This is a genomic window from Mesorhizobium sp. M8A.F.Ca.ET.181.01.1.1 (assembly GCF_004792025.1).
Taxonomy (GTDB): domain Bacteria; phylum Pseudomonadota; class Alphaproteobacteria; order Rhizobiales; family Rhizobiaceae; genus Mesorhizobium.
In genome coordinates, this window is sequence record NZ_SRTV01000003.1 from 355,650 (window position 1) to 370,355 (window position 14,706).

Annotated in this window: 12 protein-coding genes; 5 read left to right on the forward strand and 7 right to left on the reverse strand. The window is 64.5% G+C overall.

What is annotated here, in order from left to right; genetic code table 11:
- Positions 1-151: 151 nt before the first annotated feature.
- The 5 genes from EN824_RS14395 to EN824_RS14415 form a co-directional block, all read right to left on the reverse strand.
- Positions 152-1,081, reverse strand: a complete 930-nt coding sequence (locus EN824_RS14395; RefSeq protein WP_135915035.1) for a DUF3445 domain-containing protein — start codon at positions 1,079-1,081, stop codon at positions 152-154.
- 3 nt (positions 1,082-1,084) lie between these two features.
- A complete protein-coding gene (locus tag EN824_RS14400) occupies positions 1,085-1,747 on the reverse strand; it encodes an aminotransferase class IV family protein (RefSeq protein ID WP_135929300.1) in 663 nt (220 codons plus the stop codon).
- Positions 1,696-2,838, reverse strand: coding sequence for an aminodeoxychorismate synthase component I (locus EN824_RS14405; protein ID WP_135932410.1), 1,143 nt, complete (start codon positions 2,836-2,838; stop codon positions 1,696-1,698). The genes EN824_RS14400 and EN824_RS14405 overlap by 52 nt, the downstream gene beginning before the upstream one ends.
- A gap of 176 nt (positions 2,839-3,014) precedes the next feature.
- Positions 3,015-3,794 carry a proton-conducting membrane transporter gene (locus tag EN824_RS14410; protein WP_135932411.1) on the reverse strand — a complete coding sequence of 260 codons (780 nt, stop codon included), beginning with the start codon at positions 3,792-3,794 and terminating at the stop codon, positions 3,015-3,017.
- A gap of 358 nt (positions 3,795-4,152) precedes the next feature.
- Entirely contained in the window at positions 4,153-5,970 is a 1,818-nt protein-coding gene (locus EN824_RS14415) for a M3 family oligoendopeptidase (protein ID WP_189522177.1), read from the reverse strand.
- Positions 5,971-6,198: 228 nt separating this feature from the next.
- Between EN824_RS14415 and EN824_RS14420 the strand changes: the two genes are divergently transcribed.
- Together EN824_RS14420 and EN824_RS14425 are read left to right on the forward strand one after the other, a co-directional pair.
- Positions 6,199-7,734, forward strand: a complete 1,536-nt coding sequence (locus EN824_RS14420) for a sigma-54 dependent transcriptional regulator (RefSeq protein ID WP_127276956.1) — start codon at positions 6,199-6,201, stop codon at positions 7,732-7,734.
- 409 nt (positions 7,735-8,143) lie between these two features.
- Positions 8,144-9,958, forward strand: a complete 1,815-nt coding sequence (locus tag EN824_RS14425) for a DUF882 domain-containing protein (RefSeq protein ID WP_245464298.1) — start codon at positions 8,144-8,146, stop codon at positions 9,956-9,958.
- A 556-nt stretch (positions 9,959-10,514) separates the two neighbouring features.
- Here EN824_RS14425 and EN824_RS14435 read toward each other — a convergent pair.
- On the reverse strand, positions 10,515-11,153 hold the full coding sequence (locus EN824_RS14435) for a 2-dehydro-3-deoxy-phosphogluconate aldolase (protein WP_127276952.1): 639 nt from the start codon (positions 11,151-11,153) through the stop codon (positions 10,515-10,517).
- 202 nt (positions 11,154-11,355) lie between these two features.
- Between EN824_RS14435 and EN824_RS14440 the strand changes: the two genes are divergently transcribed.
- The 3 genes from EN824_RS14440 to EN824_RS14450 all read left to right on the forward strand — a co-directional run bounded on the left by EN824_RS14440 (position 11,356) and on the right by EN824_RS14450 (position 14,202).
- The gene (locus EN824_RS14440) at positions 11,356-12,288 is read left to right on the forward strand and encodes a rhodanese-related sulfurtransferase (RefSeq protein ID WP_127276950.1); all 933 of its coding nucleotides are present in this window, start codon (positions 11,356-11,358) and stop codon (positions 12,286-12,288) included.
- Positions 12,289-12,402: 114 nt separating this feature from the next.
- Positions 12,403-13,143: a tellurite resistance TerB family protein gene (locus EN824_RS14445; RefSeq protein WP_127869901.1), complete on the forward strand. Its 741-nt coding sequence runs from the start codon at positions 12,403-12,405 to the stop codon at positions 13,141-13,143.
- Between the two features lie 303 nt (positions 13,144-13,446).
- Positions 13,447-14,202 (forward strand): SDR family oxidoreductase, encoded by a 756-nt coding sequence (locus EN824_RS14450; RefSeq protein WP_127275848.1) that lies wholly within the window; start codon positions 13,447-13,449, stop codon positions 14,200-14,202.
- A gap of 33 nt (positions 14,203-14,235) precedes the next feature.
- On the opposite strand, the gene EN824_RS14455 is transcribed toward EN824_RS14450, so the two are convergent.
- Positions 14,236-14,610, reverse strand: coding sequence for a YciI family protein (locus EN824_RS14455; protein WP_127275849.1), 375 nt, complete (start codon positions 14,608-14,610; stop codon positions 14,236-14,238).
- Positions 14,611-14,706: the final 96 nt, after the last annotated feature.

The window sequence follows — 14,706 nt, forward strand, 5'->3', positions numbered from 1 at the left end:
TTTATCGAGCACTCCTTCAACTGCGTGCAAAGCCGGGCAACTCCGTGCAAAAGCCGAGCAACCCCGTGCAAAAGCCGGGCATTTTCGCCCAACGGCCATGCGCTACATCACAGATCATTGTCATAAACCAGCGAAAAGCGCCAACCCGCGACTACGCGTCCTTGGCCATGTGGTTAAGGACAGCGATCAGCCGATCGCGATCCGATGTCAGGCCCTTGTAGTCGAGCTGGGCGATATCGAGCGCTTCGAGTTGGGCGGCGAAGGACGCCGCCAGCGTCGCCCGGTCCGGGTGCCGCGCCAGCACGGCGAGCGGGTCGAGATGGATGCGGATGGTGAACAGGATATCGCGCGAGGCGGGCAGTTTGCGCAGCGTCTGGCGCTCCACCCGAATGAAGGCGTGCGCCTTGACGTCACCGTCGGGGAAACGTGTCGGCCGGCTGGTAGCGCGGTCGATGCGCTCGACATTGGACAGCGGATGGTAGAGCGCGTCCCCTGACTGGATCGACCAATTGTAACGCTCGACCGCCTGGCCCTGCAGGCCATCGAACATCCGGTTGATGAGGTCGGCCGGCCTTGTGCCCGGGCCGAAGCCCGGCACCGGCTCGTGGATCTGCTGCAGCGGCTTACCGAATTTTTCGGTGAGCGCCCAGGACGAGGGGAAGCACAGCGAACCCGCGGCCAGACGCCAGCCGCTGTCGTCGCGGCGCATGAGGATGAGGTCTTCCTGGACAAGCAGCGAGGCCGCGACCAAGGGCGCGCCGGCGAGGCTGGAAGAGATGGCGGGATGGCTCGTCACGCCCACGACCGCAACGCCCGCGTCGCCGCGCCGGTGGATATCGGGGAATCTTTCCGGCAGGTAGGCGCCGAGCAATTCGAGCACCTCCTGCTGGGCGGCGCGCGTGCCGTCCTCCTCGACGAAAACCCGCTCGGGGATCTCGGCATAGAGCCGGCGCTTCTCGGCGAGATAGGGTAGCAGGTGACCGTCGACCTCGATCCAGTTCGCGGGGTCGAGCGGCTTCAGCCCGATGGTGAAGAGTTTCGACGAGCCATCATAGGGCGTGTGGGCGGGTAGGGACGTCATGCCTCAGATCAGTCTTGCCGGGATCAGTCCGCGCAGCGAATTGCCGACGAACAGCGCCTTGGCGGATTTCAGGTCATCCAAGCTGTAGATCGCTTCACTGGCGCGGCCTTCATCCAGAAGCACGGCTCGCAATACGCCAGGCAGCAGGCCGCAATCGAGTCGGGGCGTCGCCAGGATGCCGTCGCCGAAATCGGCGAAGACATTGGTGATCGTGCCTTCGCAGATCTCGCCGCGCTCATTGGCGAGCAGCACCTCATCGGCCTGGGTGATGAGATATTCGGAGCGGGCATTGGTGTAGAGCTGCCGCCGGCTGGTTTTGTGGCGCAGCAGCATGTTGCTCGAATCGAGCCTCGTCCGTGCCAGCCGCAGCGTCCACACCTTGTCGGCGGCAAGGGGTTCATAGGGTTGCGCAGAGGCGTTGGTCTCGCCATTGCGCGACAGAGCGAGCCGCGTGCGCATGGCGATGGGCGATCGGTTGACCGCGCCGCTCAGGGCCTCGCCGACCTTTTGCGGATCATAGCTGAAGCCCAGCTCCACCGCCGAGCCATAAAGGCGCGCAAGATGGCGATCGAGGCGCAGGAAACCCGAGGCGGGTTCCCAGCGCATGGTCTCGATCAGCTCGAAACCGGCGGTGTCCCCGTCGCGAAGCGGGCTTTGAGCAGACACTCCTGGTACTCCTCTTCCGCGACCGAATCGAAGACGATGCCGCCGCCGACATTGTAGATGGCCTCGCCGCTGGCAAAGAGCGAGATGGTACGGATCGCCACGGAAAAGCGCATCGTGCCGCCAGGTGCGATCCAGCCGATGGCGCCGCAATAGACGTCGCGGGGCGTGCCCTCCAGATCGTGCAGGATCTCCATGGCGCGGATCTTCGGTGCGCCGGTGATCGAGCCGCAGGGAAACAGCGCCGCGAAGATCTGGCGTATGCCGAGGCCGGGCAGCAGCTTGGCCCTGACGTCGCTCACCATCTGGTGGACGGTCGGGTAGGTCTCGATGCGGAACAATTCCGGCACCTCCAGCGTGCCGACCTCGCTGATCAGCGATATGTCGTTGCGCAGCAGGTCGACGATCATCCGGTTTTCGGCCTGGTTCTTCTCGTCGTTACGCAGGAAATTCTTCTGCCGCTCGTCCTCGTCCCTGGTTGCGCCGCGCGGTGCGGTACCTTTCATCGGATGCGTCTCGATCCTCCCCGCCGCATCGATCTCGAAGAACAGTTCGGGCGAGCGCGACAGAACGATGGGATCGCCGAGCGCGATCAGCGCGCCATATTTCACAGGCTGGCGTTCGGTCAGCGCGTCGAAGGCGGCGAGCGGATCGCCCGACCATTGCGCGTGCACCGGAAAGGTGAGGTTGCCCTGGTAGCAATCGCCTTGCCTGATGTGCCGGTGCAGCCGCGAGAACCGCTTCTCGTAATCCTCGAACGACCACGTCGCCCTTGCATCGAAGATCGGGCCATTGGTGGGCGGGCTTGGCGGCGGCACGGCTTCTTCATCAGGAGCATCGAAGACCCCGAGGCAGACCAGCGGGGCTCGGCGCCGGCCCGGCAGCAGGGGAACGAGTTTCGGCTCGAGCAGGTAACCGGCCTCATAGGAGAAATAGCCGGCCAGCCATTTGCCGGCGTGGTGCGCGGCCTGCGCCGCTTGCAACGCCGCCGTAAAGTCCTTGGCCTGATGCGCGACGATGATATCGGCCGGCCGCTCGAAAACGAGCTGGCGCGCGCTTTCGTCGTTGCGGAAAATTGCGGCGGGCAGGGACATGGGAACCGGGATCGATGTAGCCGACGATCGCTCTATATGGGGGGGCGTGCGCGCGCAATCGAGGGAACGGCACCCTGTCCCTCAAAGCCGACCTTTGCCGGATCGAACCTTGCCGGCAAAAAAGAAAGCGGCGGCGCCCTTGGCGCCGCCGCTCACATGATCCCTGGATCCACCGCTCAGGTGTTGCTGGCGGTTCCGGCCGTCGGAAACTGCTTGGCGAATTCGGCCTCGTTGCCGGCGGCAAGCAGCTTGGCCTGCTCGATCCAGCGTTCGCGCGCGATGCGGCCGTCGAAGTTCATCACGTCCTCGATCCGCTTGATGTCGGCGGATGTCCAGGCGGCGATCTGGGCGAAGGTGGTGACGCCTTGCGCCTTGAGCAGCTTTTCGTTGACCGGGCCAATGCCGATCAGCCGGCGCAGATTGTCGGGCTTGCCCGACGCCGGCTTGGCAGCTGCCGGTGCCGTTTTTTTGGCGGCGGGCGCTGCCTTGGGCGCGGCCGAGGTCTTCGCCGGAGCCTTGGCCGCCGGAGCTTTGGCCGCCGGTGCCTTGGCCGCCGGTGCCGAAGCGGTTGCGGATTTGGCCGCGGCGGGCTTCGGCGCCGCTTTTGCCGGCGCGGCCTTCGCCGCGGCTGGCTTGGCTGTCGCCGGAGCGGATTTACCAACGGCAGGCGTCGACATCAGGGCTGCCGGTGGCTGACTTGACGCCTTTGCTCCGCCGGCGCCCGACGAGGCCTGTGCTTCGCGCAGCTGGCGCTCGAGGTCGGAGCGGGTGTTGCCGCATGCATTGAGTTCGCCGGTCAGGCGGTCGCTGTCGGCGCGCAGCTTGTCGCGCTCGCTGCGGGTGCGATCGAGGTCGCCGCGCAGGCTGTCGAGTTCTCCGCGCAGACGCCCCCAGATGAACCAGCCGACCAACACGCCTACCAGGAACGCCAGGACCACGTAGAAAAAAGTGCCCATTGTCTCTCTCCAGTCAGATCCGTCTGCCGCGGGGTCATGACCTTCGGCGAGGGACTACTCGATGATGGTTCCGCTGATACACGGAACAGCCGGCTTCGGTTCGAGCTGTCGGCGATCGGCTTTGCTTGCCCATGGCCAACGGCCTTGTCGCGTTCGCCTGAGCGCACGGCTGGCGGAGACTTTCCCTCGCCGATCCGCATGCGCTCCGGCTGAGCTTAAAGGAAAGCTACCATAGAGCTTGCGGAAAGCTATGGGAAAACGTCCGTGGAGAGTTCTTAAAGAACAAATATTTAAGGCAAGAATAGCGAGGCCCAAACATGCATTCCGGCTAAACTGTTCTTGGCCGGCCAGAGGCGTCTCAATCGTCCAGCGTTTCCAGTTCGTCGATCAGGCCGCTGATCACGCCGAGCCCGATCTGCCAGAAGGCGGGGTCGGTTGCGTCGAGGCCGAATGGCGCCAGAAGCTGCGAATGATGCTTGGTGCCGCCGGCACGCAGCATCTCGAAATACTTGTCCTGAAAGCCGCGCTCGGCATTCTGGTAGACCGCATAGAGCGAGTTCACCAGGCAGTCGCCGAACGCATAGGCATAGACGTAGAAGGGCGAGTGGATGAAATGAGGGATGTAGGTCCAGAATACCTCGTAGCCCTCGCGCAATTTGATCGCCGGTCCCAGGCTTTCGGCCTGAACCTCCAGCCAGAACTGGCCGAGCCTGTCGGATGTCAGTTCGCCGTTGCGGCGCTCGGCATGCACCTTGCGCTCGAATTCATAGAAGGCGATCTGGCGCACCACCGTGTTGATCATGTCCTCGACCTTCTGGGCGAGCATGGCCTTGCGCTCGCGCCGGTCGGTGGTCCGCTCGAGCAGCGAACGGAAGGTCAGCATCTCGCCGAAGACAGATGCCGTCTCCGCCAGCGTCAGCGGCGTCGAGGCCATCAGCGCGCCTTGGCCGGCGGCCAGCACCTGATGCACGCCGTGCCCGAGTTCATGCGCCAGCGTCATCACGTCGCGCGGCTTGCCCATGTAGTTGAGCAGCACATAGGGGTGAGCCGATGGCACGGTCGGGTGGGCAAAGGCGCCGGGTGACTTGCCCGGGCGCACCGGCGCGTCGATCCAGTTGCGGTCGAAAAAGGTGCGCGCGATCTCGGCCAAGGCCGACAGCACCGTGTTCCTGGCCTCGTCCCAGCCGATCACCGCCTGCGGCGTCTCCGGCAGCGGCGCGTTGCGGTCCCAGTGGTTCATGACCTCCATGCCGAGCCAGCGCGCCTTCATGGCGTAGTAGCGGTGCGACAGGCGCGGATAGGCCTCGCGCACGGCGGTGGCCAGCGCATCGACCACGCCGCGTTCGACGCGATTGGCGAGGTGGCGTGAATCGGCGATGTCCTCGAAGCCCCGCCAGCGATCGGAAATTTCCTTGTCCTTGGCAAGCGTGTTGGTGATCAGCGTGAAGGTACGCAGGTTCTTGCGGAAGGTGGTGGCTAGCGCCTCCGAGGCGCGCCGACGGACCTCGCCGTCGGCATCCTGCAGGCGGTTGAGGGCCGGCTCCAGCGTTAGTTCCTCGCCGTCGATATCGAAGCGAAGATCGGTCATCGTCTCGTCGAACAGGCGATTCCAGGCGCCGCGTCCGGTGATCGATTTTTCGTGGAAAAGCTGCTCGACGCGATCCTCGAGCTGATAGGGCTTGTCCATGCGCAGATCGAGCACCCACGGGCGGTAATGCGCAAAGGCGGGGTCGCTGGCCAGCGCGCCTTCGATCGCCGCATCGTCGATCAGGTTCAGCTCGAGCGCGAAGAACAGCAGATGCGCGCTGGCGTCGGTCATCTTCTCCTGGATGTCGCCATAGAGCTTGGCGCGCTGCGGATCGGCGGTGTTGCCGGCATAGACGAGGCCGGCATAGGAGACGATGCGGCCGATCAGTTCCTCGAGCGTCTCGTAGGCGACCAGCGCCTCGCCCAGTCGGCCGGCACTGCCGCGCCCGGCCTCGGCGGCGAGCGTGCCTTTCCAGCGGGCCTCGAATGCGATGGCGTCGGCGGCCGCTTCGGCAATGTCGCGCTTCAGTTCCGGCGCCTCCATGCCGGCATAAAGGTCGGCGAGATTCCATTCCGGCAGATCGCCAAGCCCGGCCGCGCCCTGACCAGACGCTGGCGCCGCAATCCGCCGATCAAACATCATGCGCATCGACATACCTTCTTTGAATCAACTGGCCTTCTTTGAATCAACCGGCCTTGTTTGAATCGACTGGCCGCTTTGAATCAAGTGGCCGGAATTAGGGAGCCAGACTCAACGGGAATGGAGAAGCCGGTCAAATCCTAAGGAATTCGTTCACCGGGTTTTTTGAAACCTTATTTAGAACCCTGTGCCAAGATGATCCATGGGGAATTCGGGCGCGGGCAGACCAAGACAGTCATGACAGGTTCCATACTCATAGTCGATGACGATCCCGTGCAGCGCCGGCTGCTCGAGGCGGCGGTGACGCGGTTCGGCCATACCGCGATCGTCGCCGATGGCGGTGCCGCCGGCCTCGAAGTTCTCGACGGGCCTGGCGCCCGCGATGTCTCGGTTGTGATCCTCGACCTTGTCATGCCCGGTCTCGACGGCATCGGCGTGCTGAAGGCGATGCGCGAGCGCGACATCAGCGTACCGGTCATCGTGCAGACAGCGCAGGGCGGCATCGAAACCGTGGTTTCGGCGATGCGCCACGGCGCTTTCGATTTCGTCGTCAAGCCGGCTTCGCCCGACAGGCTGCAGGCCTCGATCTCCAATGCGCTCAAGGTCGAAGCGATCGAGGGCGAGGTCAAGCGCACGTCGCGCAAACGCGGCGGGCTGCTGACCTTCAGGGACATGATCACCCATAGTCCGGCCATGGACAGGGTGATACGCCTTGGCCAGAAAGCGGCGGCTTCCCACATTCCGATCCTGATCGAGGGCGAATCCGGCGTCGGCAAGGAGCTGGTGGCGCGTGCGATCCAGGGCAGCGGCGACCGCCGCTCGAAACCCTTCGTTACGGTCAATTGCGGCGCCATTCCCGACAATCTGGTGGAATCCATCCTGTTCGGACACGAGAAAGGCTCGTTCACCGGCGCCACCGACAAGCACACCGGCAAATTCGTCGAGGCGCATACGGGCACGCTGTTCCTCGACGAGATCGGCGACCTGCCGCTCGACGTGCAGGTCAAGCTGCTGCGCGCCGTCCAGGAGGGCGAGGTCGATCCGGTCGGCGGCCGCTCGACCGTCAAGGTCGACATCCGGCTGATTTCGGCGACGCACCGCAACCTCCTGCAGCAGGTCAAGGACGGCAAGTTCCGCGAGGACCTGTTCTACCGGCTGAACGTCTACCCGATTTTCGTGCCGCCGTTGCGCGACCGCCGCGACGACATTCCCCATCTGGTCACGCATTTCATGGAAAAGGTGGCGCCGGCCGACCCGCGCCATCGGCTGAAGGGCATTTCGGCGGCGGCGCTTGGCGTGCTGCAAGCCTATGACTGGCCCGGCAACATCCGGCAGCTCGAAAACGCCGTCTTCCGCGCCTCGGTGCTGTGCGAAGGCGATGTGTTGAGCGCGGATGACTTTCCGCAGATCCGGGCGCAGGTGGAAGGCACCGTCAAACTCGAAGCGGACGACACGTTAGAAGCAAGCGGGGCTGCCCCCGCGCTGGCGCCGCGCGATGAAGACGTTGTCCCCGACGAGGCCGCTCCGGCACCTGTGCATCCGGCCGGGGCGCAGCCCCGCTTCGGCACGCTGCGGGCGCTCGACGAGCGCGGCAATGTGCGTGCGCTGGCCGATGTCGAACTCGAAATGATCAAGCTCGCCATCGATCACTACAACGGCCAGATGAGCGAGGTCGCCCGCCGGCTCGGCATCGGCCGCTCGACGCTTTACCGCAAGCTCAAGGAATACGGCATCGACCCGGAAACCGGCCGCGTCGACAGGCTTGCTTCCTGAACCGCAAGGCCGGGACCAGTTTCCCTCGTCATTATAGGGGCTGACAGAGTGCCTTCCCCGGACTATGGCGAGTCGGAGGCGGCACTCGATGGGGTGTTGTTCACGCATTGAGGCCAATGGTAACAGATCGTGTTCGGCCAAAGCCGGAATCCTGATCTAAACCAGCGGTTTACCAAGAAACCGTGCGGACAATTTTTGACGGGATATCGCCACGGTGTTACCGCATTTTGGCTTCAATAAGCGATGATTAACCATTAGGATCGATATTCGGATGTGAAAACGACACGTCCGTTTGGGCAAATCCGGGGACAAACGGCAGCCTGCAAGGCCTTTTGATTTGAACAGAATCGAACGACTCACAAACGGGCGGCACTATCATTTGAGCGTCTGGCCGAGATGGTTGGCGGCGGTGATTGTCGCATTTGGTTTTGTTGCCGCGGCCGCCACGGGCGCCCAGGCCGAAGTTCGTTCGCTGAAGCTCTACCACCTCCACACGCACGAGAAGGCCGAGATCGTCTACAAGCGCAATGGCCGCTACGTTCCCGAGGGCCTGAGGAAGATCAACATCATCCTGCGCGATTGGCGCCGCAACGAGCCGACCAAGATGGACCCGCGTCTGCTGGATCTGGTCTGGGAGGCGTATCGCGAAAGCGGCGCCACCGACTATATCCAGGTCGTCTGCGGCTACCGTTCGCCGTCGACCAATTCGATGCTGCGCAGCCGCAGCCGTGGTGTCGCCGAGAAGAGCCAGCATATGCTCGGCAAGGCGATGGATTTCTATATTCCCGGCGTGCCGCTGAAGAAGCTGCGCAACATCGGCCTCAAGATGCAGGGCGGCGGCGTCGGCTATTACCCGACCTCCGGGTCGCCATTCGTCCACATGGATGTCGGCAATGTGCGCCACTGGCCCGGCATCAGCCGCCAGGAACTGGTCAGCCTGTTCCCCAATGGCAAGACGCTGCATGTGCCGAGCGACGGCCGGCCGCTGCCCGGCTATGAACAGGCGCTCGCCTCCTACAAGTCGCGCAAGGGTTCCGGCACACCGAATATCGAAATGGCCAGCGCTGGCGGCAGCGGCAAGAAATCCGGCGGATTCCTCGCGGCCTTCTTCGGCGGCGGTGGCGCCGACGAGGCCGACGACAGTGCCGACGTGGAGACCGCCTCGGCCGCGCCTGCGCCCAAGGCTGGAAATCTGAAGCCGGCCGCGACCGCCAAGAGCAGCGACCTGCCCGGTATCGCCATCGTCGCCCCCGAGAATGCCCAGCGCGCCGAGATTCCGCAGGTTGCCGACGAGCAGGCTCCGGAACCGGAGAAGAACACGCCGGAGACGATTATCGCGGCGCTGCCGGCCAAGGAAATCCCGCTGCCCGATTTCGCGCCGCGGCCGAAGGCCGATGTGGGCGCACAGCCACCTGAGAATGTTCCCTTCGCCATGGCGGACGCCACGGCCACCACCGAACAGGCAGTGGCGACCGCGCAGGCACCGGCGAACATGCCTTTCGGCAAGTCCGATCCGGCAGCGATCGCGGAAGCCGCGGCTGCCGATCCAGCGCAGGTTGCCCTCAACAACATCCCACTGCCGACATGGCGCCCCGAGCGCTCGCTGCCGGCCGATCTCGCACCGCCGCCCAGCAAGGATGTGCTGATGGCGCTGGCCGAAACGGCTGACCAGGGCAAGACCGCGACGGACGCCTTCTCCGTGGTGCCGACAGCGCGTCCCGAGCCGACCAAGCCGGATGCCGTCAAGGCCGTGCTCGACGAGGCCAACGCCCAGGTCGGCACCGCCGACGAATATCAGGTGGCCTCGTTGTCCGAAGAACCGCGTTCGGCGTTCAACGATCCGTCTGGTGTCGATGCGGCGTCGCCGCGCCAGGCTGTTGCCGCCCGACCTGCCGGTTCCGACCCGGCCGCCGCGATCGGCGCCGGCGTGAAGACGACCCGCAAGGAAGCCAGGGCCACCGCCCGCGATCAGAAGCCTGGCCCCAGGGCCGTGGTTGTGGCCGCGGCGCCGCAGGCCGCCCGCTGGGCGCTGACCAGCGGCGAGAACGTCGCCACCGTTTCGAGCGCGACGACCGCGCCGGGCTACGCCTACAGCATCGTGCATACGCCGCCGAGCGAGGTCTATACGGCCGGCTTCCAGCCGAGCAACCAGATGGCCGACGCCAGCCGCTTTACCGGCAATGCCGTCAAGTTCATGTCGGTCGCGCGCTTCCAGACGAAGTAGCGAACAGGCCACAATATTGCCGAAGCCGCGCCGGGCAACCCGCGCGGCTTTTTGCTAGGCACGACACGCGCGGCGCCTTGATCCTGCAGGATCGGCTGAACTTCTCGTGAAGCCGGAACAGCCCAGCCGTTTCCGGGTTGAGGTGGGTCCGTTCCAACCTGGGGATCTTCATGAAAAAAATTCTACTGGCGTCAGTTCTGGCACTGGCGGCGGCATTGGCCGCGCTCGCTCCGTCACAGGCGGAGACAGTTGTCGTCAGGCCGACAATCATATGCACATGAAGAAGCACTGCCGGACCAGGATGGTGACGCACTGGCGGCACCATCGCAAGGTGACCGAGACGGTCAAGGTCTGCAACTAACCGCGTCTAGAGCGGCCCTGAGTTTGATAGAATCTCTGACCCGCTCTAACTTTTTGTTTTTACGCAATTCCCAAGGGGAAGCGCTACGCGCTTCTCCCGGGAAAACGGCTACGCACTTTTCCTGGAATTGCTCCAGCCAGTCAAAGAGCCCGGTCGACGCGAGTCATCCGGGTTTTTTCGTGCCGTCCGGAAAGGCTATTTCGCGAGTTTGCTGGCAGCGCGTGCGAGAGCTTCGATCTCGTCCCACTTGCCGGCCTTGACCATGTCGTCGGGCGCCACCCACGAACCGCCGACGCAGATGACATTGGACAGGCTGAGATAGTCGGCCGCGTTCTTGCCGGTGATGCCGCCGGTCGGGCAGAATTTGACGTCGGCCAGCGGCGAGGCAAAAGCCTTGAGCGAAGCGATGCCGCCGGACTGTTCGGCCGGGAAGAATTTCAGGAAGCGCAGGCCAGCTTCGCGCGCCGCCATGATCTCGCCCGGCGTGATGGCGCCGGGCAGCAACGGAACCTGGCTGTCGGCGGCGGCCGCCAGAAGCTCGCGGGTGATGCCTGGGCTGACGATGAAGCGCGAACCGGCACCGGCCGCCTCGTCGAACTGCTTGCTGTCCAGAATGGTGCCGGCGCCGACTATGGCTTCCTCGACCTCGCCCGCCACGCGACGGATCGCTTCGAGCGCATCCGCGGTCCTGAGCGTGATCTCGATCGCCGGCAAGCCGCCACGCGCCAGAGCACGGGCCAGCGGCACCGCATCCGCCACATTGGCGATCTTCAACACCGGAATGACCGGCTGGCCATTGAGGAGCGACAGGAGTTTCTCGGTCTTGCTGGGCATCTGTCTTTCCTTGTCGAGGGCCGCATCGAGGCGAATTTCAACCGATTAGCAGACGGGTATTGCCCTGTCCACGGAACCGGTCGCGGCGCGATGTCACGCGTTGCCGCCGAGCTTAGAGGTTCTTTCCCGACAAGGCCATGACAGGCGGCCCGAACCCGTTTCACCTTGAATCGGCTTCCGCGAGCGTCTAGTTGCTCTGGCAATGACAACACTGCCCGCGCCATCCCAGCCAGTCCGCGTCGCCGCGCTCTACCGCTTTGCCCGGCTCGACGCTTTCGAGGCGTTGCGCGCGCCGCTTGCGGCCTTCTGCTGCGGACGCGGCATCAAGGGCACGCTGCTCCTGGCGCATGAGGGCATCAACGGTACCGTCGCCGGCAGCGATGAAGCGATCGCCGCGCTGATCGAGCACATCGAAACGATCGACGGCCTGTCGGGCCTCGAGGTCAAGTTCAGCAGCGCCGCGGCCATGCCGTTCCACCGCATGAAGGTGCGGCTGAAGCGCGAGATCGTCACCATGGGTGTCGAGACCATCGACCCGGCGACAAGCGCGGGCACCTATGTGGAGCCGGGCGACTGGAATGCGCTGATCTCGCAGCCCGACACGATCGTCATCGATACGCGCAACGCCTATGAAGTCTCGATCGGCACCTTCAAGGGCGCCGTCGATCCGGCGACGGCGAGCTTCCGCGAATTTCCGGCTTGGGTGGAAGCGCACCGGGCGGATCTCGCAGGCCGCAAGGTGGCGATGTTTTGCACCGGCGGCATACGCTGCGAAAAGGCGACCGCCTATGTGAAGTCGCTCGGCTTCGAGGATGTGTTCCATCTCAAGGGCGGCATCCTCAAATATCTCGAGCAGGTGCCGGCGGAACAGAGCCTGTGGCAGGGCGAATGCTTCGTCTTCGACGAGCGGGTTTCGGTGTCGCACGGCCTCGCGGAGGGCGGTGCTGAATTGTGCCGCGCTTGCCGCCATCCGCTGACGGAGAGCGACCTGATGTCGCCGAAACATGCCGCCGGGGTTTCGTGCCCGCACTGCTTCGATGCCCGCTCGGATGAAGACCGCAAGCGTTACGCGGAGCGCCAGCGGCAGGTCGAGCTCGCGCAAGCCCGGGGCAGGGGACCGCACATCGGATCCTGATGAGGGGCCGGGCCGGGCAAAGCGGCCACCTGTCATTGCAATGTCAAGCTTCGGGACCTACGTCTTCGGCGTTCGAAACCCGCCCGTTCGGCCGGGCAAATCCTGGAGGCATTGATGTTCGATCCCAAGAAGCTTCTCGACGATCTGCTCGGCTCGCAGGTTCCCGGCACCAGCGGCACCGTCCGCGACAAGGCCGGGCAAGCCGTGCAGATGGCCAAGGACAATCCGCTGGCCGCCGGTGCGCTGGCCGCCGTGCTGCTTGGAACGGGTGCCGGCCGGCAGGTGACGGGTGCCGCAGTGAAGCTCGGTGGCCTGGCCGCCATCGGTGGCCTCGCCTACAAGGCCTATCAGAACTACAAGGCCGGCAACGCACCGGAGCAGGCGCCCGCCGCCAGCGAGCCGGAATTGCTGCCGCCCCCCAAGGACACCGCCTTCCACCCGTCGCAGGCGCCGCAAGGCGAGGATGAGTTCACACTGACCCTGGTGCGGGCGATGATCTCGGCGGCCAAGGCCGACGGCCATGTCGACGACGAGGAGCGCCAGAAGATCGCCGGCAAGCTCAGCCTCGCCGGCATCGGCACCGATGCGGAAAAATTCCTGATGGCGGAGCTGGAGCGCCCGCTCGACCTCGACGCGCTGGTGGCGGGCGCCCACACCGACGCGCAGAAGCTCGAGCTCTATACCGCGTCGCGCCTCACCATCGATCCCGACACGCGCGCCGAGCGCGGTTATCTCGACCTGCTCGCCGGCCGGCTTGGCCTGCCGGACGCGCTGGTCGACCATGTCGAGGCGACGGTTTCGGCGGCCAAGGTGCCGGCGGCAAAGGCTGGGACCTCGCCCAACCCGCGCTGGTAGGCCAAAACGGACAGGCGGGGCCTTTCCGACGTTAACTTTTCGTTAACTCAGGAAGCGCATGATTTTACACAGTCGGATCGGCTTTCCTCCTCCCAAGCCCGGTTCAGATCAGGGCGGTCGCCAATGACCGCCCTTTTTGTCGGCCCTTGCCGGGATTTCTCCGAAAAACAGGTCGTACCTTTCGAGCGCGTCGCCCGGTGGCCGCGCTTGCCATCGCCGCCGTCATTTGCGATGCCTTCCTGTCTTGAGCCAAAACACTGACAATCAGACAGGCACGCGCGGCGCTGCCGGAGGACATCTGCCATGACCGAGCAAAAAACCGCCATCGTCACCGGCGCTGGCACCGGGATCGGCAAGAGCGTCGCCACGGCATTGCTCAAGGCTGGCTGGAACACGGTGTTCTGCGGGCGCCGCAAGCCGGTGCTGGATGCCGCGATCGCCGAGATCGGCCCGACCGAGGCCAAGGCATTGGCGGTTGCCTGCGACATCAGCAAGGCCGGTGAAGTCGACGATCTGTTCGAGACGGTGGTGGAGGCTTTCGGCCGTGTCGACCTGCTCTTCAACAATGCCGGCATGGGATACAAGTCGACACCGATCGACGAGATCCCGGTCGAGGTGTGGAACGATATTGTCGGCGTCAATCTCACCGGTTCGTTCCTGTGCGCGCGCGCCGCCTTCGGCGCCATGCGCAAGCAGAAGCCGATGGGCGGCCGCATCATCAACAACGGCTCGGTATCGGCCTATGCGCCCCGTCCGGGCTCCGTGCCCTATACGGCGACCAAGCATGCGATTACGGGGTTGACCAAGACGCTGGCGTTGGATGGCCGCCCCTATGACATCGCCTGCGGCCAGATCGACATCGGCAATGCGCTGACCGACATGGCACAGCCGATGACCGTCGGCGTGCCGCAGGCCAATGGCTCGATATCAGCCGAAGCGGTGATGGATGTCCAGCGCGTCGCCGATGCGGTGGTGCACATGGCCAGCCTGCCGCTCGACGCCAACGTGCTGTTCATGACTGTGATGGCGACCAAGATGCCATTCGTTGGGCGTGGGTGAACGACGGGCACCGGCATGGCTTTCGCCGCCGGCTCATTTGCCCGCCAACGGCACGCCGGGCTTGAAGAGTAGAATCGGCCTGATCTCGTAGACGGCGGTGGGATTGACACTGCGAAGGTCACGGGCGATCGCGATGGCCGCGTCCCTCGTGGCGCAGTCGACGACATAGAGGCCGAGCAACTGTTCCTTGGTCTCGGCGAAAGGGCCGTCGATGATCACGCCGTCGCCCGGGCCGCGTAAGGTGCAGGCATCCCGTGTCGCCCCCAAACGCGCGGACGGTCCAAGGATGCCCTCGTCACGAAGCCGGGTGTTGATCTTCAGCAACTCAGCCATCAGTGCCGCATCCTCTTGCGGCGTCAGCGCCTTGATCGCTTCTTCCACGTGATAGGCAAGGATTGCATAGAACATTGAGGGGCACCTCGGTTGGATCTTGATGCCAAAACCGTAGCTGTTCTCGGCATTTGCGCCCAGCCTTGACCGCGCGTCTCCCGACGGCTCATGACA

Coding starts and splice junctions, on each gene's coding strand:
- EN824_RS14405 (WP_135932410.1), bottom strand. CDS start 2,838: ATGTCCCTGCCCGCCGCAATTTTCCGCAACGACGAAAGCGCGCGCCAG.
- EN824_RS14410 (WP_135932411.1), bottom strand. CDS start 3,794: ATGGGCACTTTTTTCTACGTGGTCCTGGCGTTCCTGGTAGGCGTGTTG.
- EN824_RS14440 (WP_127276950.1), top strand. CDS start 11,356: ATGACAACACTGCCCGCGCCATCCCAGCCAGTCCGCGTCGCCGCGCTC.
- EN824_RS14420 (WP_127276956.1), top strand. CDS start 6,199: ATGACAGGTTCCATACTCATAGTCGATGACGATCCCGTGCAGCGCCGG.
- EN824_RS14435 (WP_127276952.1), bottom strand. CDS start 11,153: ATGCCCAGCAAGACCGAGAAACTCCTGTCGCTCCTCAATGGCCAGCCG.
- EN824_RS14450 (WP_127275848.1), top strand. CDS start 13,447: ATGACCGAGCAAAAAACCGCCATCGTCACCGGCGCTGGCACCGGGATC.
- EN824_RS14445 (WP_127869901.1), top strand. CDS start 12,403: ATGTTCGATCCCAAGAAGCTTCTCGACGATCTGCTCGGCTCGCAGGTT.
- EN824_RS14415 (WP_189522177.1), bottom strand. CDS start 5,970: ATGCGCATGATGTTTGATCGGCGGATTGCGGCGCCAGCGTCTGGTCAG.
- EN824_RS14395 (WP_135915035.1), bottom strand. CDS start 1,081: ATGACGTCCCTACCCGCCCACACGCCCTATGATGGCTCGTCGAAACTC.
- EN824_RS14455 (WP_127275849.1), bottom strand. CDS start 14,610: ATGTTCTATGCAATCCTTGCCTATCACGTGGAAGAAGCGATCAAGGCG.